Below are 22,224 nucleotides of genomic sequence, written 5' to 3'. Positions count from 1 at the left end.
TGCTGGAGGTTCAGGAGGGAGGTTCAGGAGGTACGCGGTCGTACGACGGTGTCCGCGCGGGAGACGGGCCGGGCCGGGCTCAGTGGGCCGGGGCCTCGGCGGGGAGTGCTCCGCACAGGGCCGCGAAGGCGTCTTCGGCCGCGGCGTCGTCGAGGACCGAGCGGTCCCACACCATGCGGAGGTGGAGTTCGGGTCCCTGGGTGGCGGAGACGGCGAAGGGGGCGCGGACCTGCCGGCCGCCGATGTGCACCTCGCGGCCCGCCGTCCCGCCGAGCCTCAGCGGGGTCCGGTTGCGGGCGTCGTCCACGGTGAGCAGGCCGTCGAGCCGGCCGGACCAGGCGGATCCGCCCGCCCGGGCCGCCCGCACGACCTCGTCGAAGGGGGTGTCGGCGCGGTCGAGGTCGTCCCACCAGTCGGTGGCGGTCACCTCCGGCGCCGTGGCGCCGCCCGTGTCGGCCGGGAAGACCACGGTGTTGAGGAAGCAGCCGAGGACGGGCTCGGCGCCGGCCGGGCGGCCGCCCCACGGGTAGCCGACGGGCGCCACGGGCCCCGTCCCGAAGAGGGCTCCGGCCGCCTCCCGGCAGGCATCCAGCAGCGCCGGGAAGGGGACGCCTCCGGCGGGCGACGGGAGCCTCGACTCGACGGCGCCGGTGGGTAGTTCGGCGGATATGGGCCGCGTGCCGGGCAGCGGGGCCTGCTCGCGGACGGCATGCAGCCGTTCTCCCCAGTACGTGAGCGCGCGGGGCGATGCGGCGCGGTCCTCGGCATCGAGCTGGCGCAGGACGGCGTCCCGGTAGGCGGCGAGTTCGGCGGCCACCTCGTCGGGCGACAGGTCGTCGGGGCCGAGGCGGTCGCGGTAGGCGTCGCCGAGTTCCTCGACGATGCGGGCGAGCGACTGGCCGTCGCAGGCGGTGTGGTCCACGACGACGGCGAGGAGCTCCTCCTCGCCGTGCGGGCCGCCGTGGGCGAGGAACAGCCGCAGCGGCGGGCCGTCGGCGGGCCAGCCGGCAAGCGTCCGGCGCAGCGCGTCCTCGGCGTCCTCGCCGGGTGCGCGCGCGACGTGCTCCAGCGGTACGTCGGCCGGTTCGGGCCGCAGTGCGGGTGTGCCGCGTACGACGCACGGCCGGGAGCGGAGTACGGGGTGGCGGGCGGCCAGACGGTTCGCGGCGGCGCGCAGCCGTGCCGCATCGACGGTGCCGCGCGGGAAGGCGAAGAACATCGGGACGATGTCGGCGCGGCCCGCGGGATCCAGGGAGCGCACGAGCAGGAAGCGCCGCTGGGCCCCGGTGACGGGCAGCAGTCCGGCCGCCGGGTCACCTGCGCCGAGGCGCTGGTAGCGGGCCAGATACTGGCCCGTGATGCTGGGGAGCACGTGATCCTCTCTCGGGGTTGGGAACTCTCGGGGCGGGGACCGGCGGTCTTGAACTGACGTGCAGTCAAGGGGAGTTGCCGGGGTGTCAGGCGACGGGGACGCTCTCGTCGTGGCCCGGCGCCGCGTCCTGCCGGTCGTCGTCCCCGGTTTCGGGGTGCGCGGTCTCGGGGAGGTCGCGCATCCGGCGCAGTGGGGAGAGCAGCAGCGGCAGCGGGACGACGAGGAAGCCGACCGCGCAGATCCACAGCGCGGTGCGCGCGCCGGACGCGTCCGCGACGGTGCCGCCGGCGAGCGCGCCGAGCGGCAGGGTGCCCCACATCATGAAGCGCAGGGTGGCGTTCATACGCCCCAACAGGCGTGGGGGGCACAGGGTTTGCCGGAAGCTCACCTGCGCGACGTTGTAGACCACGGCGCCGAAGAAGACCACGCCGGAGGCGACCGCGAAGAGCGCGGCGGCCAGGCCCTTGCCGGACAGCGGCCACAGCAGCGCGAACGGGCCGGTGGCCAGGGCGGAGAGCCAGATGATGCGGGCCTGGCCGAAGCGTCCGGCAAGGCGGCCCGCGCAGAGCGCTCCGGCGAGTCCGCCCACGGCCGATGCCGAGAGCATCACGCCGATCGCGGCCGGAGGCAGGTCGAGGACCCGGACCAGGAAGATGGTCTGGGTGGCCATGAGCATCGCGGTGAAGAAGTTGCCGAGCGCCGTGGTGCCCGCGATGACGCGCAGCAGCGGGTGGCCGAGCACGAAGCGCAGGCCTTCCGCGACTTCCTTGCGCAGGGATGCGCCGGGGACGGGTTCGGGCTTGGCCTCGGGGCGGCGGATGGCCAGCAGGAACAGGGCGGAGATGGCGTAGCCGATGGCATCGGCCACGATCGCGAGGTGTGCCCCGACGAGCTGGACGAGCCCGCCGCCGAGCCCGGGCCCGGCCACCTGCGCCGAGGAACGTACCGTCTCCAGGGCCCCGTTGCCCGCCACCAGGTGCTCCCTGGGCAGGAGTTGGGGCAGATAGCTCTGGTGGGCCACGTCGAAGAAGACGGTCGCGACGCCCACGACCAGGGCGACGACGTACAGCTGGGCCATGGTCAGCACGTCCGCCACCGCGGCGAGCGGGACGCTGGCCATGGCCAGGGAGCGGACGACGTCGGCGCGGATCATCAGCGTCAGCTTGCGCATCCGGTCGACCCAGGCCCCCGCGGGCAGTCCGATGAGCAGGAACGCGGCGGTCTCGGCGGCGGTGAGCAGTCCCACCTGGAAGGCGGGCGCCTTGAGTTCGAGCACGGCCACCAGGGGCAGTGCCACCAGGGTGACTTGGGCGCCGACCTGCCCGGCCGCGGCTCCGGCGAGCAGAAATCGGAAATCGCGCATACGGAGCAGGCCACTGGGAGCGGCCCGGGACGAAGGGGACATGCACGAGACCTTCACCGCAGGCCGATCAGGAGTCAAAACAAACAGGACACTTTCGGTCGTTTCTTGCGCCACTCCGGTCGTGGATCAAGAAAATCAACGGCCAGATCAGGGCAACGGCCGGATGAATTACAGATGTTGGGCCCTGCCGGCAGAGGTCTTTTCCCGCCCTTGGACGAGGGATTTGAAGGGACAGTGCACCCCCGCACCCCATGAATGCGGGTATGTCCGAAACTCACCGCCCGCACACTTGCGGAGGCAACCAGAAGCGATTTCAGACGTCAGGGGGTGCCGGAACGCCATGGGCGCTTCGTCAGTCCTTGGCGGGGCGCAGGTCGATGCCGTGCCAGTCGGTGGCGAGGATGACGGGCAGCGGCAGGCCGCTGCGGGTGTTCAACTGCACCAGGGTCGCCTCGATGTCGGCCGGCCCGGGCTTCACCGGCGTCCCGTGCGGCGTCTCGCGGTTGACCCAGGTGTGTTCGGCGCCGTCGCACCTCGCGGCCGTGCCGCCGATGCCGTGCTGTACGCCGCCGCTGCGCACCGAACTCGCCACGAAGATCGGGCCGGGTCCCGGGGCGGAGCACCGGTAGGTGCCCGAGAGGATGACGGTGCCGTCACTGGAGACCGTCCCGGTCGGATCGGCGCTCACGCTGCCCGAGGTGGCGGCTCCGGCCGGGCCGGAGGCGGCGCAGAGAAGGACTCCGGCGGCGACAGCGGCCCCGGCGGCAACAAGACTTACGCGCATCGGCAGATCTCCTACGTCGGTACGTACGTTCGCGTGGTGTGCGACGTTCATGTGTGGTGCCCGCGCCCCAAGAAATACCGCCCGGGCGCCCGGGCGCCGGGGATTCCCCCCGGTCGGTGGCGTGTCAGGCCGGGCAGGGCGGCTGTGACCCGGGTGACGGCGGAGCCTCCCTGGCGGCGCTGCGGCCGGCGGTGCGCGGTCCTTCCGGGTGTGTCCGAAAGAGGGCCCCCTCGCGGCACCCGGGGGCGGCACCGGCCGTGCATGCTGGTGCCCCCGGCCGTTTTCCGTGCCGCCCGACGGGCGCCCGGACAGGATGGGAGCGTCATTTTGCGCACCGTAGGCGTGGAAGAGGAACTGCTCCTGGTCGACCCGGGCAGCGGGCAGCCGTGTGCCCTGTCCTCGGAGGTGCTGGCCCGGCTTGCCCAGTGCGCCGCCGACGGAGGCGGCCCGGCCGAGGGCACTTTCGAACGTGAACTGCAGGGTCAGCAGCTGGAGTTCGGCACCCGGCCGCAGACGGACATGGAAGAACTCGGCGCGGAGATCGTGCGCTGGCGCCACGAGGCGGCCCGGCACGCGGCCGAAGCCGGAGCGGCGGTCGCCGCCCTCGCGACGTCTCCCCTGCCCGTCCGGCCGGCCGTCAACGCGGGCCGCCGCTACCGGTGGATGGAGGAACAGTTCGGCCTCACGACCCAGGAACAGCTCACCTGCGGATGCCACGTGCATGTGTCGGTCGCATCGGACGACGAGGGCGTCGCCGTCGTGGACCGGATCCAGCCGTGGCTGCCCGTCCTGACCGCACTGAGCGGGAACTCGCCGTACTGGCACGGCAACGACACCCTCTACAGCAGCTACCGCAGCAGGGTGTGGGGCCGGTGGCCCATGTCCGGGCCGACAGGTGTCTTCGGCTCGGCCGAGCGCTACCACGCCCAGGTCGACGACATGGTGACGAGCGGTGTGGTGCACGACCGCGGCATGATCTATTTCGACGCCCGGCTCTCCCACCGCTACCCCACGGTGGAGATCCGGGTGGCGGATGTGTGCCTGGAGGCCACCACCGCGCTGCTCGTGGCCTGTCTGGCCCGCGCGCTGGTGGAGACCGCAGCCCGGGACTGGCGCAAGGGGCGGCCACCACTGGGTCACGGGGTGCAACTGCTGCGGCTCGCCGCGTGGCGGGCCGCGCGCTCCGGGCTCGACGACAACCTGCTGCACCCGCTGACCATGCGACCGGCCCCCGCACCCGTCGTCGCGCGGGCCCTGTTCGACCATGTACGGGAGGCGCTCGAAGACACCGGGGATTACGCGTGGGCCCACAAGGCGACCGCGGAACTTCTCGCCCGCGGCAACGGCGCCCGCATTCAGCGCGAGCTGCTCGCCCATACCGGAAGCCTGAGTCATGTGGTCGCGGCATGTGTGCGGCGCACCCTGGGCGAGCGCGAACTCCGGTACACGACACCTGAGTGACACCCTCGTCAGGTGGTCCGGTTGGGAGGCCGCCCCCTTCAACCCGCCGGGGCGGGAGCGGCCCCCATCCTCAGGGTGGGACATCACTCGGCGTGCCCCACGGAGCGGTTGCCCACGGGTTTCCTTCACCCTGAGCGGTCTCATCTACTGTCAAGTGGGTGCCCCTACACAGAGGAGGCGCGTAACATCCGGCAGCAATCACGTACGCACACGCCCCCGGAGGAACGACTCGTGCCGGACAGCACCATGCTCCAGTCCCAGTACGCTGCCCAGATCCAGAGCGATCTCGACAGCAACGTCGCCGAACGCGAACACATCGCCGGCCAGATCAGTGCGCTCCAGGAGCAGTTGAGCGTCCTGGAGAACAACCACGCCCTGCTCTCCTCCATGCAGCAGGCGATCGGCACCCCCGCCGTGCCCGCGCCGGGCAAGGCGTCCAAGAAGGCCGCCGGGGCGTCCGCCCCGCGCATCCCTCAGGCGCGTTCGGCATCCAAGTCCGCAGGTCGCGCGGCCAAGAAGCAGGCGCGGCCCGCCGCCAAGGCCAAGGCGTCCGGTGGTGCTCCCACGCTGCGGGAGCTCGTCGCGGCCCACCTCGCCACGAGCGGTGAGCCGCGCTCGGCGGCCGAGATCACGGCCGGTCTCACCGACGCTCACCCGGGCCGCAACATCGCCGGCACCGTGGTGCGCAACACCCTCGAAAACCTCGTGGCCAAGGGTCAGGCGCAGCGCACCCGGCAGAACCGGTCCGTCTTCTACACGGCTCCCGAGGGCGGCGACACCAGCACGTCCGCGGAGCCCGCGGACAGCGACGTCAAGAAGGGGGAGGACACCGTCACCCCCGTGGCCACCGACTGACCGGCGCACGGTGCCGGCTCGTCCGGCACCGTGCGGTCACCGACCGGACAGGTGACATGGCAGCCCCGTGCCTCACACCACAGGGCTGCAGTCCGGGTGGCCCCAGCCCTGCTCGCGCTTCATGATGGGAGTGCCCGCGGCATAGGGCTGCCCGCACGGGCAGCGTCCGGGGAACTTCGCCTTGATGGTCCGCGGCTTGCCCGAACCGGCTCCCGAGGCGGCCGACTTGGCCGCGGAGGGTGCCTTCCGGGCGGTGGCGGGCCTGGCCCGCGTCGTGCCGGTGCGAGCCGGTGCGGGCACCGGCATCTCCTGGTCGCCGTGGGCCGTGCCGGCGGCGCGCTGGGTGGCGGCCGCGTCGCTGGCGGCCTGGTCGGCGATGGCGTTCAGCGGGTCTCCGCCCACCTGGTGGGCGGGCACATATACGAACTCCACGTCCCGTTCGGTCAGCAACTCGTCGATGCGCTCGACGAGCTCACGGTTGGCGACCGGCTTGCCCGCCGCGGTCTTCCACCCGTTGCGCTTCCAGCCGGGCAGCCACTGTGTGACCGCCTTCATGGCGTACTGGGAGTCCATGCGCACCTGCATGGGGGTGCCGGGTTCGACTGCTTCGAGGAGTCGCTCCAGGGCGGTGAGCTCGCCGACGTTGTTGGTGGCGGTGCCGAGCGGACCCGCGCCCCAACGCTCCGGCCGCCCCTCGGCATCCGCGATCACCCAGGCCCATCCGGCAGGACCGGGATTGCCCTTCGACGCCCCATCACAAGCGGCAACAACAACACGATCAGACATCGCGCCATCATCCCACCGCCCTCCCCCACACCAGAAATCGTCCACACCGAAGGCCCTCGACGAATGACGAGGCCGGCACTCCCCTCCCGAGGTGCCGGCCATCATCAACCTCCGCTATGCGCGGACCGGTTGGTGCATGACGGGATCAGTGACGGCCCCAGGACTTGGTGGCGACGATGTGGTTGCGGTTGTCGCGCAGCGTGGCGGTGTCCCCCGCGTTGTTCCACACATAGGCGCGACGGTTCTGGTACACGTCGGTACGGGTGTTGCGGCCGATCCCGGTGTGCACGCGTACGGAGGTGTGGCCGCCCAGGGCGAAGCCCCCGAAGGTGTACACGTGGTGGCTGCGGTCGCTGAGTGTCCACCCCTTGAGGTTGACCGAGGTGCGGCCGGTGTTGGTGACGGTGACCCACTCGGCGTTGAGGCTGCGCTGCGAGCCGTCGTCCTTGCCGGGGCTGTCGTACTGGATGGTGCCGAAGGCGATCGGCGAGCGCGGTGCGGCGGCGGTGGCGGGCAGAGCCGTGGCGCCGGCCAGCGCGGCCCCGGCGGCGAGGACGGCGCAGACCCGGGATATGGAACGTGCGGACATGAAAACCCCCAGTTCAGGACGGTGGGCAGCGTGCTGCACAACCGTCCGGCGGTGCGAATGTCCGGCGCTTCTCGCTGCCGGACACCCACACTCTGGACCTCATCCGCACCGGTCGAAGCGGGTAGTTGACCGCGTAACAGAACCCGGACATCGGCACACCCTCGGTCCGCCCAGCGCATACGCCCCCGCGCACACCCACCCCGGCGAGCCCGGCTCACAGGGTTTCCACAGTTTGGTGGGTCGGGCAGACATACCCGCGGGCAGCCATCTCACGCACTTCGGCCCCCGGCACACAGGGTGGTGCCGGGGACCGAAATTTTCACAGCGGGGGACAGGATGTGAACCTGCGACCTCTGGGTTGTGAGCCCAGCGAGCTTCAGCGGTGGTCGGTCCTGGTCCGGGTTGCCGGGGCGGGCGCTAGACGGTTGCCTCGTCCTTCAGCATCTTCCTTACCTCTTCGCGGAGTTCTGGGGAGTCCGTGTGGCCGTGCACCGATGCGGCGTGCTCGGCGGCCGCCCGGACGACTTCCTCTTCCGTCCCGGAAATCGTCAGGCTGCAATTCGATTCGCTCGGGTAGTCCCGACAGTCGGCGACCTTACGCATGAGATGCCTCCTCGGGGAGAAATGTCCCGATATCAGGATCGCACCGATTCGCCCGCCCGGCGGGGCTACTTCGTGTGATCGGCGGTGGCGCGGGGTGCACGGAACAGCGCACGGCGATGAGCGTCACGTGGCCAAGTGAGGTGTGGTGAGCGCGATGATTCCTCGGCCCGGCGGGAGTCTCCTTTGCGACGGACTTCGAGAACCGGACTCCAGGAGAGCCGGATGTTCAGAAGGTGGGCTCATGAGCGCGTTGCGCAAGATCCTCGATACGTACGTCCACGACGGCACGGTGCCGGGCGCGGTGGGCCTGGTGGCCCGTGGTGACCGCGTGGAGTGCGCGGTGGCCGGCTCCCTCGACGCAAGCGGCGCTTCCCCGATGGCCAGGGACTCGATCTTCCGTATCGCCTCGATCGGCAAACCCGTCACCGCCGCGGCGGTCATGATGCTGGTCGACGACGGCCGGATCGCGCTGGACGACCCGATCGCCCGGTGGCTGCCGGAGCTGGCCTCGCCCATGGTCGTCCGCACGCCCTCCTCCCCCGTCGACGACGTCGTCCCCGCCGAGCGGGCGATCACAGTGGCCGATCTGCTGACCTTCCGCGCCGGATACGGCTTCCCCTCCGACTTCTCGCTGCCCGCCGTCGCGCCGCTGTTCAGCGAGCTCCACCAGGCGCCCCCGCGCCCGCAGTCGGTGCCCGCGCCGGACGAGTGGCTCGCGCGGCTCGCCCGCATTCCGATGCTGCACCAGCCCGGCGAGGCGTGGCTGTACAACCTCTGCTCCGACCTCCAGGGCGTCCTGATCGCCAGGGTTTCCGGGCGTACGCTGCCCGAGTTCCTGGCGGAGCGCCTCTTCGGACCGCTCGGCATGACCGACACCGGGTTCTCGGTGCCGGCCCGCGATCTGGACCGGTTCACCACCTGCTACCGGCCCCTTCCGCAGGGCGGCCTGGAGCTCGTCGACGCCCCCGACGGGCAGTGGAGCACCCCGCCCGCGTTCCCGTCCGGCGCGGGCGGACTCGTCTCGACCGTCGACGACCTGCACGCCTTCGCCAGGCTGCTGCTCGGCGGCGGGACCGTGGAGGGACGCCGGCTGCTTTCTCCCGAAGCCGTACGACAGATGACCACCGACCATCTGACCCCCGCCCAGCGCGCCGCCGGCGCGTTGTTCCTGCAGGGCCAGGGCTGGGGATTCGGCGGCTCGGTCGACATCGAGCCCATCGAGCCGTGGAACGTGCCGGGGCGCTACGGCTGGGTCGGCGGCACCGGCACCACGGCCTACGTCGTTCCGTCCACCGGCACGGTCACCATCCTGCTGAGCCAGGTGGAGATGACCGGGCCGACGCCGGTCACCCTGATGCGTGACTTCTGGCAGTACGCCGCCGACCATCACGCTGCGTAATGCTTCGGGGTGCGCCCGGTGACGGTGCATGTCACGGTGAATGGGTTCGATCCCCACCCCTACACGCAGGAGCGAATCTCCATGGGCAAGGCCGAGAAGTTGCAGGACGAGGCGCGGCAGGCCGCCGAGCAGGCCAAGACGAAGGCATCACAAGCCAGGGACCAGATCCTTGACGAGTCCAGCGTGCAGAAGACCCACGATGAGCAGGAGCGGATCGAGCAGGCGATGCGCGACGCCGGGGTCGACCGCGGCTGACCCCGTCCCGCACGGAAGCCGGGGCTTCACCCAGCGCGGGTGAAGCCCCGGCTTCCGCAGGTCCGCGCCCCGCATGCGCGCCCTCGCATGTCTTCCCTCGCGTGACGGCCGACCGGATGCCCGGGACTTCCTGCTCAGGCCCGGTCGGCCACCCCCGCCGGGACCTCGCGGCTGCGGGTCCAGGTCAGCAGATCCTCCATCGTCCAGGTCGTGATGACCCGCTCCGGCGGCACGCCGCATTCCTCGGCCCGCGCGCAGCCGTAGATCTGCCAGTCGAGCTGGCCCGGGGCGTGGGAGTCGGTGTCGATGGCGAACAGGACGCCCGCGCCGACGGCCCGGGTCAGAAGGCGGCGCGGTGGATCCAGCCGTTCCGGGCGGCTGTTGATCTCCACGGCGGTGCCGCTCTCGGCGCAGGCGGCGAAGACCGCGTCCGCGTCGAACTCGGACTCGGGCCGCCCGCGCCCGGTGACCAGACGTCCGGTGCAGTGCCCCAGCACATCGGCCAGGGGGTTGCTGACGGCCGCCACCATGCGCCGGGTCATCGCGGCGGCGTCCATGCGGAGCTTGGAGTGGACGGAGACGACCACGACGTCGAGCCGGTCGAGCAGTTCGTCCTCCTGGTCGAGGGAGCCGTCGTCGAGGATGTCGCACTCGATGCCGGTGAGGAGCCTGAACGGCGCCCAGCGCTCGTTGAGTTCGGCCACCACCTCCAGCTGGCTGCGCAGCCGCTCGGCGGTCAGTCCGTTCGCGACGGTCAGCCGGGGCGAGTGGTCGGTGAGCACGGCCCATTCATGGCCGAGCTCCGCCGCCGTACGGCCCATGTCGTCGATGGTGCTGCCGCCGTCCGACCAGTCGGAGTGCATATGGCAGTCGCCGCGGAGCGCGGCCCGCAGATCTTCGCCGCCCACGGCGAGCGGCGCCGCGGCCTCCAGTTCCGACTCCAGGCGCTGGAGGTAGCCCGGCACCTGGTCGGCGAGTGCCTCGCGCACCACCTGTGCGGTCTTCGGGCCGATCCCCTTGACCGACTCCAGGCTTCCGGCCACCGCCGCGCGCTGCGCGACCTCCTCCGGCGCCAGCTCCTTGACCGCCGCGGCGGCGGTACGGAAGGCCTGTACGCGGTAGGTGGCGCCCTGGCTGCGTTCGAGCAGGAAGGCGATCCGCCTCAGCGCCGACACGGGATCCATGGACACCTCCTGCGGGCGGGGCCCCGCGACCACCCTCCCAGCTTCTCTCAGCCCTCGCCCGCTCGCAGGCTCTCGGCGCGGGCTGAGACGCCACCCGAACGTTTTGTGCCCGGTTGGCGGTCGTGTCGGCGCGGCTCGTCGCCGTGCCCGGGCCCTAGCCTCACCAGAGTGCTTATGAGAAGAAATGTGCACGGTGGCGGCCGGTTCAGGGCGGTGCTCGGCGTCCTCCGGGGGGCGGTTCTGATCACGGTGCTCACCTGCACGTTGACGATCTGCCCGGCCCGGGACGACGAGGCGAGCAGCGCCGTCGCCTCCTCGGCCCGGCCCGCCGGGACCCCGGCAGGACCGCCCGGCGCTGCCGCCGCGCACTACCGGGGCGGCGCCCCCGCCGGCACCGGGGTCGACGGTGCGGGGTTCCACCCGGCCCGCCCGGAACAGTCGGCGGCCTGCGCCGCGGAGCAGCTCCGCCCGGCCCCGCACGACCTGCGGTCGGCCTGCTCGTACCCGGCCGTGGGGGTCTTCCTGTGGCCCGGGGGCCAGCACACCTGCACGGCCGCCGTCGTGGACAGCAGGCACGGCGATCTGCTGGTGACGGCGGCGCACTGCCTTCCGCTGGACGGGGCCACGTTCGCGCCCGGCTATCACGACGGGCTCACCCCGCAGGGCGAGTGGCCGGTCCTCGCCGCGCTGCCGGACCCGCGGTTCGCCGGGGCCCGCGAGGGCGCCGAGAACTGGCCGTACGACTGGGCCTTCGTGCGGGTGGCCCGGGTCGGCGGCAGAAGCGTCCAGGAGGCGGTCGGCTCCGGGTTCCGCGTGCCTCCGCACCCGGAGCGGCTCTCCCCGGGCCTCGGCCGGGTCACCCTCATCGGCTATCCGCACGACAGGCCGGGCCAGCACACCTGCACGGCGGACGCACGGCCCGCCTACAGCGACTTCCGGCAGGCCCGGTGCACGGGCTTCTCGACCGGGGTGTCCGGCAGCCCGTGGGTGGTCTCGGCGCCGCACGGCGAGAGCACGGTGATCGGGGTGCTCGGCGGCGCGGAGCGGGGCGGCGGCTTCGAGGACGACGTCTCGTACACCGCCCGCTTCGACGCGGGCCTTGGCTCGCTGTTCGCGACAGCACAGGGGATCGGGCCGCGGGATTCACTGCTCTTCCCGTGACCGGCCACACGGCATCCCCTGACACACCATCAACTTCCTTTACCTCACATCAAGTTGGCCGGGCCGCCCGTCGGGGGATTCGACGGGCGGCCCGGGGCATCAGAGCGGTGCCGCGATCAGCACTCGCGCAGGCCGGGAGCGGGGTCCTGGCCGGTCCTCACGCTGACGGCCGGGACGTTGCCCCAGGCGCCGTTGTCGAGCTGCGTCCAGTACCAGATGTCGTTGCCGCCCTGGTGCGGGTCGCCGTGGCCCCAGCACACGAACCAGTTGAACCCGGTGTCCAGGGTGCCGCGGGTGGCCGAGCGGTAGGAGCGGTCGGCGTAGCCCTTCGCGCCGACCGCGTTGCCGCAGTACAGCCGGCCGTCGGAGCGGACCCCGCACTCGGCGGCGGGCTTGGCGGGTGCGGCGACGGCGGCCGGCAGCCCGGTCGCGGTGAGGCCGGCGGTCAGTGCGGTGGCGGAGAGGAACAGGGCGGTCTTCTTGCGTACGTTCACGGTGAACTCCTTGCGGGTGTGGTGCCTGTGGTGGGCCGGGCTGTTCAGGCGCAGGTGGGGACGCCGTCGAGCCAGGCGGATCCCTGGATGTAGATGTTGGTGATCCATGCCTTGTAGTCGGGCAGGTAGGACCAGGCGTCGTTGCGGTAGCCCTCGGCCTCGACGAGCTGGGCGTGCTTCTGGCAGCCGACCTTCACACGGGTCGGGCCCGTGAACTTGTTGACCCGGGCGCTCGTCGTGGACGGTCCGGCGTGCGTCCACACGTCGGTGCCCCACGTGGAGAAGGTGCCGTTCTGTCCCGGGCCCGCGCCGATGCGCACAGCGCCGTTGTAGTCGCCGCCGAGCCGTACGTCGCTGACCATCACATGGGTGCCGGACTGGCGGGCCTCGACCATCTTGCCCGCGCCGAGGTAGACGGCGATGTGGTGGATGGAGTTGTCGCCGCCCCAGGCCATCAGATCGCCGGGCAGCAGCGGCCCGGTGCCCTGCGCCGCACTGAAGCGGGCGGTGGCGTGCGAGGAGTGGTACTGGCTGTTGGAGTTGCCGGCCAGGATGTCCTGCCCGGTCGCCTGGGCGTAGGCGTAGCGGACCAGGCCCGAGCAGTCGAAGCCGAGCCGCTCCGGGTCGTGGTTGCTGGCCGGGTCCGTGGGGTCGACCTGCCCGTAGGTGGCGCCGGGCTGCGGCCCGTGGCCGCCGCCCCACGTGTACCAGATGCCGAGCTGGGAGCAGGCCGCCCGGACCGCCGCCTCGGCAGCGGCGGAGGCGCCGGGAGCGAGCACGTCGCAGCCTCCGGCGGCTGCGGCAGCCTGCTTCAACTGGGGTGCTGCTGCCGAGAGTTGGGCGGTCGGCACGATGGCGAAGGCCGCCACGATGCCCGCGGCGACGAGAGTCCGCCGCGCTCTGACCAGCGTATGGTGCATGTCCGTTTCCCCGTTTCGTCGTACGTGCCGTACGTGTGGTGCGTGCGCCGGGCCGGTGCCTGGCACGCGGCAGATGCTCCTGTGCGGAGCCGGATCATCTGCCGCGGTGGTTCGAGACTGTGCCGTGCGAAGGGGTGCTGTCGAGGTGGTGGCCGTCTCCCGTGCCGACGGGAAACGGGAAACACCTGGGAAACACCCTGGTTCCGCGGGTCAGTCGGCCGACGGGCAGAGGGGTCGATAGGGCAGGTCGGGCAGCAGGTGGGCCCAGCGTTCGGGTCCCGTGTCGCCCAACAGGCGGCACACCTTGGCCTGTTGGCGGGGAACGTCGGTGTTCCACAGGCGCACGGTTCCGTCGTTGCTGCTGCTCGCCAGCGTGCCGGGCAGGCCGGGGTCGAAGGTGACGCCCCAGACGGCGCCGGTGTGTCCGCTGAGGGTGGCGATCTGTTCGGCGCGGTCGGGGTTCCACAGGCGTACGGTCTGGTCGCTGCCGCTGCTCGCGAGGGTCCTGCCGTCGGGGCTGAACGCGACCGCGCGCACCGACCCGCTGTGCCCGGCGAGGGTGTCGGCCGCCGTGCCGTGGGCGGCATCCCACAGGCGCACGGTCCCGTCGTTGGCACCGCTGGCCAGGGTGCGGCCGTCGGGTGAGAACGCGACCGAGCGCACCGAGCCGGTGTGGCCACGAAGGACGGAACGCGGCCCGTGGCCAGGGTCGTTCACGTCCCACAGCCGGACGGTGAGGTCGTCGCTGCCGGTGGCCAGGGTGCGGCCGTCCGGGCTGAACGCGACGGCGTTGACGAAGTCCTCGTGGCCGTGCAGCGTGGCGTACGGCTTGCGGGTCGCGACGTCCCAGAGCGTGGCGGTGCGGTCGGCGCTCGCCGAGGCGAGCAGGCGGCCGTCGGGCGAGAACGCGAGCGCGAACACCGAGCCGTCGTGACCGGTGAGCGTCGCCTCGGGGCGTCCGGTCGCCGCGTCCCAGAGTCGGACCGTGCGGTCGGCGCCCGCGGAGGCGACCAGGCGGCCGTCGGGCGAGAAGGCCACGGCGAACACCGAGCCGTCGTGACCGGTCAGGGTGGCGCGCAGCCGGTGGTGGGCGACGTCCCAGATGCGGACGGTGCGGTCCGCCTCCGCCGAGGCCAGGAGGCTGCCGTCGGGCGAGAACGCCGACTGCCACGCCTCGGTGAACGGCCGTGCGGTGAGCGCGGAGCGGCCCGGGTCCCACAGCACCACGGACTGGTCGAACCCGGCGGTGGCGAGGCGGTCGTCGGGCCCGGCGGCGACCGCGAGAACGTAGTCGGTGTGGCCGGACAGGGTGGCGACCACCCGGTGGTTCACGGCGTCCCACAGTTTGACGGTGCCGTCGCCGCCGGCGCTGATGACGGTGTCGCCGGTCCTTGTGAAGGCGACGGCGTTGACGTCGTCGCTGTGCCCGGTCAGGACGCTGCGCAGGGTTTTGTCGGGCAGGTTCCACAGCCGTACGGTGCGGTCGGCGCCGCCGGATGCCAGGGTGTGGCCGTCGGGGCTGAACGCCACGCCCAGCACCTGGTCGCTGTGGCCGGTGAGGACCGCCGGCGGCTGACCGTCCGTCACATCCCATAGCCGTACGGTGCGATCGGCGGACGCCGAGGCCACGGTGTGCCCGTCGGGGGCGAAGGCCACGGCCATCACCCAGTCGGAGTGCCCGGTGAGGACGGCGCGTGCGGTGCCGTCGGGCACGTTCCACAGGCGTACGGTGCGGTCGGATCCGCCCGACACCAGGGTGTGGCCGTCGGGGCTGAACGCCACGGAGCGGACGGCCCCTTGGTGTCCCGGCAGCGTCGCGGTCATACGATGGGTGGCCGTGTCCCAGAGCCGGACGGTGCCGTCCGCGCCCGCGGTCGCCAGGCGTGTGCCGTCGGCGGAGTAGGCGACCGAGGTGACCGCTCCGGTGTGGCCGGTCAGGGTGGCGGTCACCCGGCGGCTCGCGGTGTCCCAGAGCCGCACGCTCGCGTCCGAGCTGGCCGTCGCGAGGGTCGCGCCGTCGGGGCTGAACGCGACCGAGTTGACCGGACCCGAGTGGCCGCGCAGCCGCCCGTCGAAGTACGTCGCCTGGGTGCTGAGCAGGGCTCCGCGTGCCTGCGGGGTGCGGTCGGTGCGGTAGGCGTCGGCGGCGAGCAGCATGGAGGCCTCCGGCTGCCCGGCGGCGAGCGCCCCGGACCGCACGGCCAATGCCTGGGACTGGGCGGTGCGGCTCTGGTCCAGGGCCCGTTGACGCTGCTGGAAGGCGAGGGCTCCGGCCGTCACCGCGACCGCGAGGAGCCCGGCGAGGGTGACGAGCAGGGCGCGGCGGATCCGGGTCTGGCGTCGGGCCGTGCGCTCTCCGCGCCCTTCCTCGGCTTCGCAGGCGTCGATGAACTCCCTTTCCACCGGCCCCAGTTGGGTCCGGCCGGAGGCCTGCTGTGCCCGGTCGCGCACCGCGGCGAGGCGGGTGCCCCGGTAGAGCAGGCTCGGGTCGCGGCCGGCTCGCACCCACTGGGTCGCGGCGTCGGAGACCTCCTGGCGCATCACCAGGCCCGCCCGGTCGGCGTCGATCCAGCCGCGCAGCCGCGGCCAGGCGTGCAGGAGCGCCTCGTGGGTGATCTCCACCGCCTCGCTGCCCGCGGTGACGAGCCGGGCGCGCACGAACGCGTCGAGGGCGCGGGCGCCGGACTCGGGGTCGGTCAACTGCCGTATCAGGAGGTCGCGTTCGACCGGCTTTCGGGTCCCTGCGCTGTCGTCCGCCACGTGTACGAGGCGGACGAGGAGCTGGCGGGCCGTCAGTTGTTCGGCCGGGTCGAGCCGGGCGTACACCGACTCGGCGGTGCGGGCGACCGCGCCGTGGATGCCGCCGGTCGTCTCGTAGCCGGCCACGGTCAGGGTGCGGCTGGTGCGCTGCTGCCAGGTGACGAGCAGCGCGTGCGCGAGCAGCGGGAGCGAGCCGGCGGAGGCCGCCGAGTCGGTGCCCAGATCCCTCAACAACAGTTCCACCAGGCCGGGTTCGAGGGTGAGCCCGGCGCGTTCGGCGGGTCCTGTGATGGCCTGGCGCAGTTGGGTGGCGGACATCGGGCCGAGCGCGAAGAGGCCGTGTGTGAAGACCTCCACGAGGTGGGGGTGGTCCAGGCAGCGGCCGCAGAAGTCGGCGCGCAGGCCGACCACGACGGCGGCGCGGGCTGTGGCGCTGTCGAGGTCGCGGGCGGTGGCCAGGGCATGCAGGACGGCGACGAAGTCGCGGCGCTCGCGGTCGTTCTCGCAGAGCGTGAAGGTCTCCTCGAACTGGTCGACCACCAGGACCAGGCCGGGGCCCCGGCCGTGCGCGGCGGAGGCGTCGAGCAGGGTGCGCGGCCGCTCGGCGAGGGCCTCGGGGGTGATCTCCGCGCCCGCCGCCCCGAGCACCTCGGCCGCGCAGCGCAGAAGTTCCTTGAGGGGATGGGCCGTTGGGGTGCACACCACGACCGGCCAGTCGTCGGAGCCGGGCACGGGCAGGGCGCCGCGGCGCAGCGCGGGCAGCAGTCCGGCCTGGAGGAGCGAGGACTTCCCGGCGCCCGAGGGGGCGACCACGGCGAGCGGTCCGCGGCCCATCCGCTCGGCGAGCCGCCCGGTCAGTTCGGCGGTCGCACTCTCGCGGCCGTAGAACCATTCGGCGTCCTGCGGCCCGTAGGCGGCGAGCCCCCGGTAGGGACACAGGGCCGTCTCGGCGGGGCCGCCGTGCGCGGTGCGCGGCGCGGGGACGGCCGCCGGTTTGGGCAGCAGGCGCACGAGTTCGCCCTGTGCGCCGAGCGCATCGTCGCAGCGGCGGGCGACGTCGAGGGTGGGCGGCTTGCTGCCGTTCTCGATCTTGCTGAGATATCCCTTGCTGTAGTGGATCGAGCGGGCGAGTCCGGTGAGGGACACCTTGCGCAGGCCTCGCAGGCGCCGCAGCTCCGCCGCGAATCCGTCGGCCGTTTCGTCGTCCGTTGGCACGGGACCTACCTTTCCGTGGCGGACGGGGCGTACGCCTGAAAAGGACGAACTTCGTCGGTTTGCGGTCGGCAACAGACGTACGAGCCGGGTTCGTTGGGCAACGCGAACTCCGTACCTGGACCATCACCCAAACCTTGCGCGGGCCGGGCAACCCCTCGGCGCGATCATGCATCTGGGCCGGTGAGGGGGGGAGTTGGACACCTTCCGGCCATCGAACTCCGGGGCAATTGTTAAATCTGGGTTCCGGGAGCACAGAACTCGATCATCCCTCTTTACATGTTCATGCCAGGCATAGCAGGGTTTCGGCCGGGACCACACGGTCCCCGCGGTGCACAACAGCACCGTGCGTACGGGTGGTTGTTGAGCCGACCGCCCCCGCACCTCTAAGGACCCCCACCGTGCGTACACCCCACATACGCAGCCTGGCGATAGCCCTGGCCGTCACCACGGCCGTCACCATCACGGCGGGCGGCGGGGCCACGGCCTTCGCCGCCCCGACCACCCAGGGGGTCACCGCCCCCGCCGCGAGCGCCGGTTTCCAGCCGGTGATCGACGCGGCCCGCACCGCAGCCGTCGCCCACTCCTCGGCCACCGGGGTCGGCAAGGACGACACACTTCAGGCCACCGACGTCCTGGTCGACGCGGACGGCAAGCAGCACGTCCGCTTCATACGCTCGCACCGCGGACTCCCGGTCCTCGGCGGCGACCTCGTCATCCACCTCGACGCGAGATCCGGCTACACCGGTGTGACCCGGGCGCTGCGCCACCAGGTCGACGTTGCCACCACCAGCGCCAAGGTGACGGCGGGGCAGGCCCAGGCGAAGGCCGCCGCCACCGCGAAGGGCACCGCCGGCGCCGCCCAGCTCGTGGTCGACGCCCGCGCCGGCCGCTCGGCGCTCGCCTACCAGATCCAGGTGAAGGACAGCTCCACCACCGAGTCCGGCAGCCGCACCGTCGTCGTCGACGCGGCCACCGGCACGGTCCTCAGCAACACCCCGGCCAGCGATTCGTTCCTGTCGCCCAGCGTCCAGGCCAAGCTCCGCAAGAGCGGCCAGAAGCTCAGCCCCGCGCTCGGCACGGCCTCCCCGGCCCCGCTCGCCTCGTCCGCCGCGACCGGTTTCCCCGCACAGGCGACCGGCACCGGCTCGTCCCTGTTCGTCGGCAGCGTGTCGCTGACCACCACGCAAACCGCCAAGAGCGCCTTCACGCTCAAGGACCCGAGCCGCGGCCAGACCGAGACCCGCGACGCCGGCAACAAGGAGCTGGAGCAGTTCACCAGCGGCAAGGCGTTCACCAGCACCACCAACCGCTGGGGCACGGGCAGGGCGAGCGACCGCTCCACGGCCGCCGTCGACGCGCAGTACGGCATCACCAGCACCCTCGACTTCTACAAGAAGACGTTCGGCCGCGACGGGATCAAGAACGACGGGGCCGGCGCGCACGCCCTGGTCCACTTCGGCAGCAAGGTCGGCAACGCCTTCTGGTCCTCCGACTGCGGCTGCATGCTGTACGGCGACGGTGACGGGCAGACCTTCGCGCAGCCCCTCGTCGTCCTCGACGTCACCGGCCACGAGCTCACCCACGGTGTCGTGGACGCGACGGCGAACCTCCAGCCGACCCGTGTCGACGCCAACGACAACCAGTTCGGCGAGCCCGGCTCGCTGAACGAGTCGCTCGCCGACATCTTCGGCAGCAACGTCGAGTTCGCCACCAACAACCCGAACAACCCGCCCAACTACCTGATGGGCGAGAAGCTCGGCCTGCAGCAGAAGTTCCTGCGCCGCCTGGACAAGCCGTCCCTCGACAAGCTCGAAGGCACGGTCGACTACTGGTCGACGGCGTCGTACGACACCGAGGTCCACGCGGGCTCGGGCGTCTCCTCGCACGCCTACTACCTGCTGGCCGAGGGCAGCGGCAAGAAGACCATCAACGGCGTCGCCTACGACTCGCCGACCTACGACGGCTCGACGGTGGCCGGCATCGGCCGGGACAAGGCGACGCAGATCTTCTACCGGGCGCTCACCCGCTACATGGTCTCCACGACCGACTTCCACGACGCCCGCACCGCCACGCTGAGCGCGGCCGCCGACCTCTACGGCGCGAGCAGCACCGAGTACAAGACGGTGGACAAGGCCTGGGCCGCCGTCAACGTCACCGCGGCGAACGCCCCGTCCGGCAACTGACCGAGCACGTCGCTGCCGCCCCGCGCAGTGCGGGGCGGCAGCGGTATGTCCGCCCCTGTCCGGTGCGCCTTCTACGGCACCAGGGTGTCGAGCGGTGTCATCACCACGTCGCTGGTGGGACGCGACAGGTGCAGGGCCGTGTGGAAGTAGCCGTCGGACTCCCTGCCCTTGGGTTCGTGGCCGGCCGCGGTCACCGCGTCGACGGCATAGCGCCGTTCGCGTTCGTCGGTGAAGCGGCGCTGGGGGAAGGTGGGCGCGGCCCGCTCGGTGGCGAGGCCGAAGGCCGCGAGGCATCCGGCGATCTCCGCGTACGAGGTGGTGCGCAGCACGAACGAGGCGACCCACACCGGTCCGCGCGCCGCCAAGAGCAGTGGCCGGAAGGTGCGCTGCGACAGGAAGCTGGTGCCGCCCGTCACCGTGATCAGCCGGGCCTCCCGCACCGCGCGGCGCAGGGCCCGGCTGGGCGGGGCGTCCTCCAGGTTCTCGGCGAACCCGTCCGCGAGCAGCCCGACGGCACGCCCGTAGGCGACGGCGCGCGGGGCGATGTCGAGCCCGACGACACGGACCCGGTCGCTGCGGCTCCGCGCTTCGAAGAACTCCAGGTCCCACTCGGCGAGTTGGGCCGTGTTCATCGAGGCGGCCTCGTGCGAGGTGTAGCGCTCGCACAGCTCGTCCAGCGTCACGTCGTGGTTGAGCAGAGCCGCGTTGATGCCGTACGAACAGCACAGGTCGAGCACGGTCAGCGGCGGTCCGCCGGCCGGGGTGGCCGCGTCGAGGGCGGACCGCAGCCGCCGGAAGATGTCCTGTGCGTGGCCCGGCGTGCGGTATTCGAGCGGGCCGAGCACCCTGAAGTAGGCCCGGGGATCGGGCTGATCGTAGAGGTCGTCGAACTGGACCATTCCCTCCGCGGCGGCAGTGTCCGCCACTCCCACCCCGCCGCCCGCTGCCGAGCCGGTCCGCTGAGTCTCGGTCATGGTGCCCGTCCCCTCTCGCTCCGTCGCCGCTTCCCCGGCAGAGCATTGGGGACGACGACGGCACTTGGGAACACGGCCGGTTCGAATCCGGCCAGGCGGCGAACACACCTGCCACACTCCACAGAATTCGCCCCACCCGTCACACTGAATGTATGACTGCTCGTAATTCCGGAGAACTGCCGGACCCCGATGGGCACATGGACCCGCACCGGCCGGACGACTTCCAGTGGCCGGGAGCCGGCCTGCTGCCACCCGCCTCGGAGCAGCGGCAGCCGCCACCGGTCCGGCCCGGCTACGGACAGGGGAACCCGCCGCTTCCGGGGCAGGGTCCCGTGCCGGGAAATCCGTACGTACAGCCGCAGTTGGGCGCCTTCGGGCCGCCGCAGCAGCCGATGGTTCCGCCTTCGCCCGGCCGCAACCCGTTCAGGGGTAGGCGGGGGTCGATCGTGGCCGCAGTGGTGGCGGGCCTCCTGGTGATCGGTGGCGGGGTGTACTTCGCGACCACCGGCGGTGACGGCGGGAAGCCCGTCGCCGAGTCCGGTCCGTCCCCCACCCCCTCCGGTTCGCCCTCCGTCGACCAGGGCGACGGCAAGGGCACGGGGGACGGCGGGGGCGACTACGACCCCAACGCGGGCATCAAGGCGGGCGAGGCGCACGTCTGGCTCAACGAGAACAAGACCCCGTTGGTCAAGGACGGCGCCTGGCAGTACGGCCCGTGGCGGGTCGGCGATGTGATGGTCAAGGCGATGTACAAGGAGGTCACCGGCTACGGGGTGGCCGACGGGAAGGAGCGGTGGAAGGTCACCTTCGACACCCCGTTGTGCGGGGTGCCGCACGCGCCGTCCGCCCAGAACAAGCTGGTCGTCGGCCTCCTGGAGAGCAACGCCAAGGGCGCCCACTGCAAGATCCTCCAGCAGATCGACCTGGCCACGGGCAAGGCGGGCTGGAAGGCGGTCAGGGCCGAGGACACGCCAACCAGCTCCACGCTCACCCTGAACGTGGCGATCTCCGGCGACACCGTCGCAGTCGCCTGGCCGGGCGGCGCGACCGGCTTCTCCGTCACCGACGGGCACAAGCTCTACGACCTGAAGGGTCAGGGCGGTTGCAGCCCCCAGGGGTTCGCCGGCGGCGGCCGGCTGATCAGCGCCGGGTACTGCTTCAACCCGAACGACTTCAAGGACCAGCCGGGCGATCTGCTCCAGGAGCTCGACCCGGCGACGGGCAAGCCCAAGTGGAGCTACCAGTACGACAAGAGCTGGCGCATCGGCCAGGTCCTCTCGGTGGACCCGCTGGTCGTCACCGCGCTCCTCCGCGGGGGCAAGACCTGGAAGATCCTCGCCTTCACCCCGGACGGCAGGCCCCGCTCCCAGACCGAGCCGAAGTTCCAGATGCCCAGCAGGTGCATCGGGTACGGCCAGAGCTCCGACCGGCTCCAGGACTGCTACGGCGCGGTGGCGGACGCGCAGACGCTGTACGTCGCCGCCGACGGCAAGGACACGGATCTGATCAAGGACGCCGACGGCAACCAGGTCGTCGCCGTCGACCTGAACACCGGCAAGGAGAAGTGGCGCGCGAATCCGCCCCGGGCCCGCAAGGTGCGCCCGCTCGCCGTCGAGAACGGCAAGGTGGTGGTCTACCTGGACGCCGGGCCCCAACTGGGCGCGGCGGTCGCGACGTTGGCCCCGACGGGCGGCGCCCCGCAGGTGTTCCTGCAGAGCCCGCAAGCCGCCGCCGAGGCCCAGCGCAGCTTCTTCTCACCACTCCTCGGGTGGGCGGGCGGACGGCTGTTCATGCTCAACAACCGGGTGGAGAACCCGAAGCCGAACGCCCTGGTGAACGCGGCCCTGTCGTTCGGCTAGCGCCCAC

The 22,224-nt window shown here is 72.0% G+C and carries 18 protein-coding genes; 7 read left to right on the top strand and 11 right to left on the bottom strand.

The window, feature by feature from the left end; all coding sequences use genetic code 11:
- Positions 1-79: 79 nt before the first annotated feature.
- From ACSHXC_RS34590 to ACSHXC_RS34580, 3 genes are all read right to left on the bottom strand, one after another.
- A complete protein-coding gene (locus tag ACSHXC_RS34590) occupies positions 80-1,372 on the bottom strand; it encodes a non-ribosomal peptide synthetase (RefSeq protein ID WP_438295294.1) in 1,293 nt (430 codons plus the stop codon).
- 85 nt (positions 1,373-1,457) lie between these two features.
- Positions 1,458-2,735 carry an MFS transporter gene (locus ACSHXC_RS34585; RefSeq protein WP_438295293.1) on the bottom strand — a complete coding sequence of 426 codons (1,278 nt, stop codon included), beginning with the start codon at positions 2,733-2,735 and terminating at the stop codon, positions 1,458-1,460.
- 352 nt (positions 2,736-3,087) lie between these two features.
- The gene (locus ACSHXC_RS34580) at positions 3,088-3,519 is read right to left on the bottom strand and encodes a DUF6299 family protein (RefSeq protein ID WP_438295292.1); all 432 of its coding nucleotides are present in this window, start codon (positions 3,517-3,519) and stop codon (positions 3,088-3,090) included.
- A 327-nt stretch (positions 3,520-3,846) separates the two neighbouring features.
- On the opposite strand from ACSHXC_RS34580, the gene ACSHXC_RS34575 reads away from it, so the two are divergent.
- On the top strand, positions 3,847-4,980 hold the full coding sequence (locus ACSHXC_RS34575; RefSeq protein WP_438295291.1) for a glutamate--cysteine ligase: 1,134 nt from the start codon (positions 3,847-3,849) through the stop codon (positions 4,978-4,980).
- A gap of 231 nt (positions 4,981-5,211) precedes the next feature.
- A complete protein-coding gene (locus ACSHXC_RS34570; protein WP_438295290.1) occupies positions 5,212-5,835 on the top strand; it encodes a hypothetical protein in 624 nt (207 codons plus the stop codon).
- Between the two features lie 72 nt (positions 5,836-5,907).
- On the opposite strand, the gene ACSHXC_RS34565 is transcribed toward ACSHXC_RS34570, so the two are convergent.
- The 3 genes from ACSHXC_RS34565 to ACSHXC_RS34555 all read right to left on the bottom strand — a co-directional run bounded on the left by ACSHXC_RS34565 (position 5,908) and on the right by ACSHXC_RS34555 (position 7,813).
- Complete coding sequence (locus tag ACSHXC_RS34565; RefSeq protein WP_438295289.1) at positions 5,908-6,621, bottom strand: ribonuclease H family protein; 714 nt, start codon at positions 6,619-6,621, stop codon at positions 5,908-5,910.
- Positions 6,622-6,766: 145 nt separating this feature from the next.
- Positions 6,767-7,210, bottom strand: coding sequence for a lamin tail domain-containing protein (locus ACSHXC_RS34560; protein WP_438295288.1), 444 nt, complete (start codon positions 7,208-7,210; stop codon positions 6,767-6,769).
- 417 nt (positions 7,211-7,627) lie between these two features.
- Positions 7,628-7,813 carry a DUF1059 domain-containing protein gene (locus tag ACSHXC_RS34555; RefSeq protein ID WP_399488688.1) on the bottom strand — a complete coding sequence of 62 codons (186 nt, stop codon included), beginning with the start codon at positions 7,811-7,813 and terminating at the stop codon, positions 7,628-7,630.
- 241 nt (positions 7,814-8,054) lie between these two features.
- Between ACSHXC_RS34555 and ACSHXC_RS34550 the strand changes: the two genes are divergently transcribed.
- The gene (locus tag ACSHXC_RS34550) at positions 8,055-9,212 is read left to right on the top strand and encodes a serine hydrolase domain-containing protein (protein ID WP_438295287.1); all 1,158 of its coding nucleotides are present in this window, start codon (positions 8,055-8,057) and stop codon (positions 9,210-9,212) included.
- An 18-nt stretch (positions 9,213-9,230) separates the two neighbouring features.
- Positions 9,231-9,467, top strand: a complete 237-nt coding sequence (locus ACSHXC_RS34545; RefSeq protein WP_438295286.1) for a hypothetical protein — start codon at positions 9,231-9,233, stop codon at positions 9,465-9,467.
- 134 nt (positions 9,468-9,601) lie between these two features.
- Here the strand turns inward: ACSHXC_RS34545 and ACSHXC_RS34540 are convergent, their stop codons facing one another.
- Positions 9,602-10,651: a PHP domain-containing protein gene (locus ACSHXC_RS34540; RefSeq protein WP_438295285.1), complete on the bottom strand. Its 1,050-nt coding sequence runs from the start codon at positions 10,649-10,651 to the stop codon at positions 9,602-9,604.
- 168 nt (positions 10,652-10,819) lie between these two features.
- On the opposite strand from ACSHXC_RS34540, the gene ACSHXC_RS34535 reads away from it, so the two are divergent.
- On the top strand, positions 10,820-11,812 hold the full coding sequence (locus ACSHXC_RS34535) for a trypsin-like serine peptidase (protein WP_438295284.1): 993 nt from the start codon (positions 10,820-10,822) through the stop codon (positions 11,810-11,812).
- Between the two features lie 116 nt (positions 11,813-11,928).
- Here ACSHXC_RS34535 and ACSHXC_RS34530 read toward each other — a convergent pair whose 3' ends face one another.
- From ACSHXC_RS34530 to ACSHXC_RS34520, 3 genes are all read right to left on the bottom strand, one after another.
- The gene (locus ACSHXC_RS34530; RefSeq protein WP_438295283.1) at positions 11,929-12,306 is read right to left on the bottom strand and encodes a hypothetical protein; all 378 of its coding nucleotides are present in this window, start codon (positions 12,304-12,306) and stop codon (positions 11,929-11,931) included.
- 44 nt (positions 12,307-12,350) lie between these two features.
- Positions 12,351-13,226, bottom strand: a complete 876-nt coding sequence (locus tag ACSHXC_RS34525; RefSeq protein ID WP_438295282.1) for a C40 family peptidase — start codon at positions 13,224-13,226, stop codon at positions 12,351-12,353.
- Positions 13,227-13,436: 210 nt separating this feature from the next.
- Positions 13,437-17,201: an nSTAND1 domain-containing NTPase gene (locus ACSHXC_RS34520; RefSeq protein WP_438295281.1), complete on the bottom strand. Its 3,765-nt coding sequence runs from the start codon at positions 17,199-17,201 to the stop codon at positions 13,437-13,439.
- A gap of 398 nt (positions 17,202-17,599) precedes the next feature.
- On the opposite strand from ACSHXC_RS34520, the gene ACSHXC_RS34515 reads away from it, so the two are divergent.
- Entirely contained in the window at positions 17,600-19,384 is a 1,785-nt protein-coding gene (locus ACSHXC_RS34515) for a M4 family metallopeptidase (RefSeq protein ID WP_438295280.1), read from the top strand.
- A 71-nt stretch (positions 19,385-19,455) separates the two neighbouring features.
- On the opposite strand, the gene ACSHXC_RS34510 is transcribed toward ACSHXC_RS34515, so the two are convergent.
- Positions 19,456-20,358 carry a hypothetical protein gene (locus tag ACSHXC_RS34510; RefSeq protein WP_438295279.1) on the bottom strand — a complete coding sequence of 301 codons (903 nt, stop codon included), beginning with the start codon at positions 20,356-20,358 and terminating at the stop codon, positions 19,456-19,458.
- Positions 20,359-20,510: 152 nt separating this feature from the next.
- Between ACSHXC_RS34510 and ACSHXC_RS34505 the strand changes: the two genes are divergently transcribed.
- A complete protein-coding gene (locus ACSHXC_RS34505; RefSeq protein WP_438295278.1) occupies positions 20,511-22,217 on the top strand; it encodes an outer membrane protein assembly factor BamB family protein in 1,707 nt (568 codons plus the stop codon).
- Positions 22,218-22,224 lie beyond the last annotated feature (7 nt).

Origin of the sequence: Streptomyces sp. HUAS TT7 (assembly GCF_051550175.1) — a bacterium.
Taxonomy (GTDB): Bacteria; Actinomycetota; Actinomycetes; order Streptomycetales; family Streptomycetaceae; genus Streptomyces.
The sequence above is the reverse complement of the archived record's forward strand: the minus strand, read 5'-3'. Positions and strand labels throughout refer to the sequence as shown.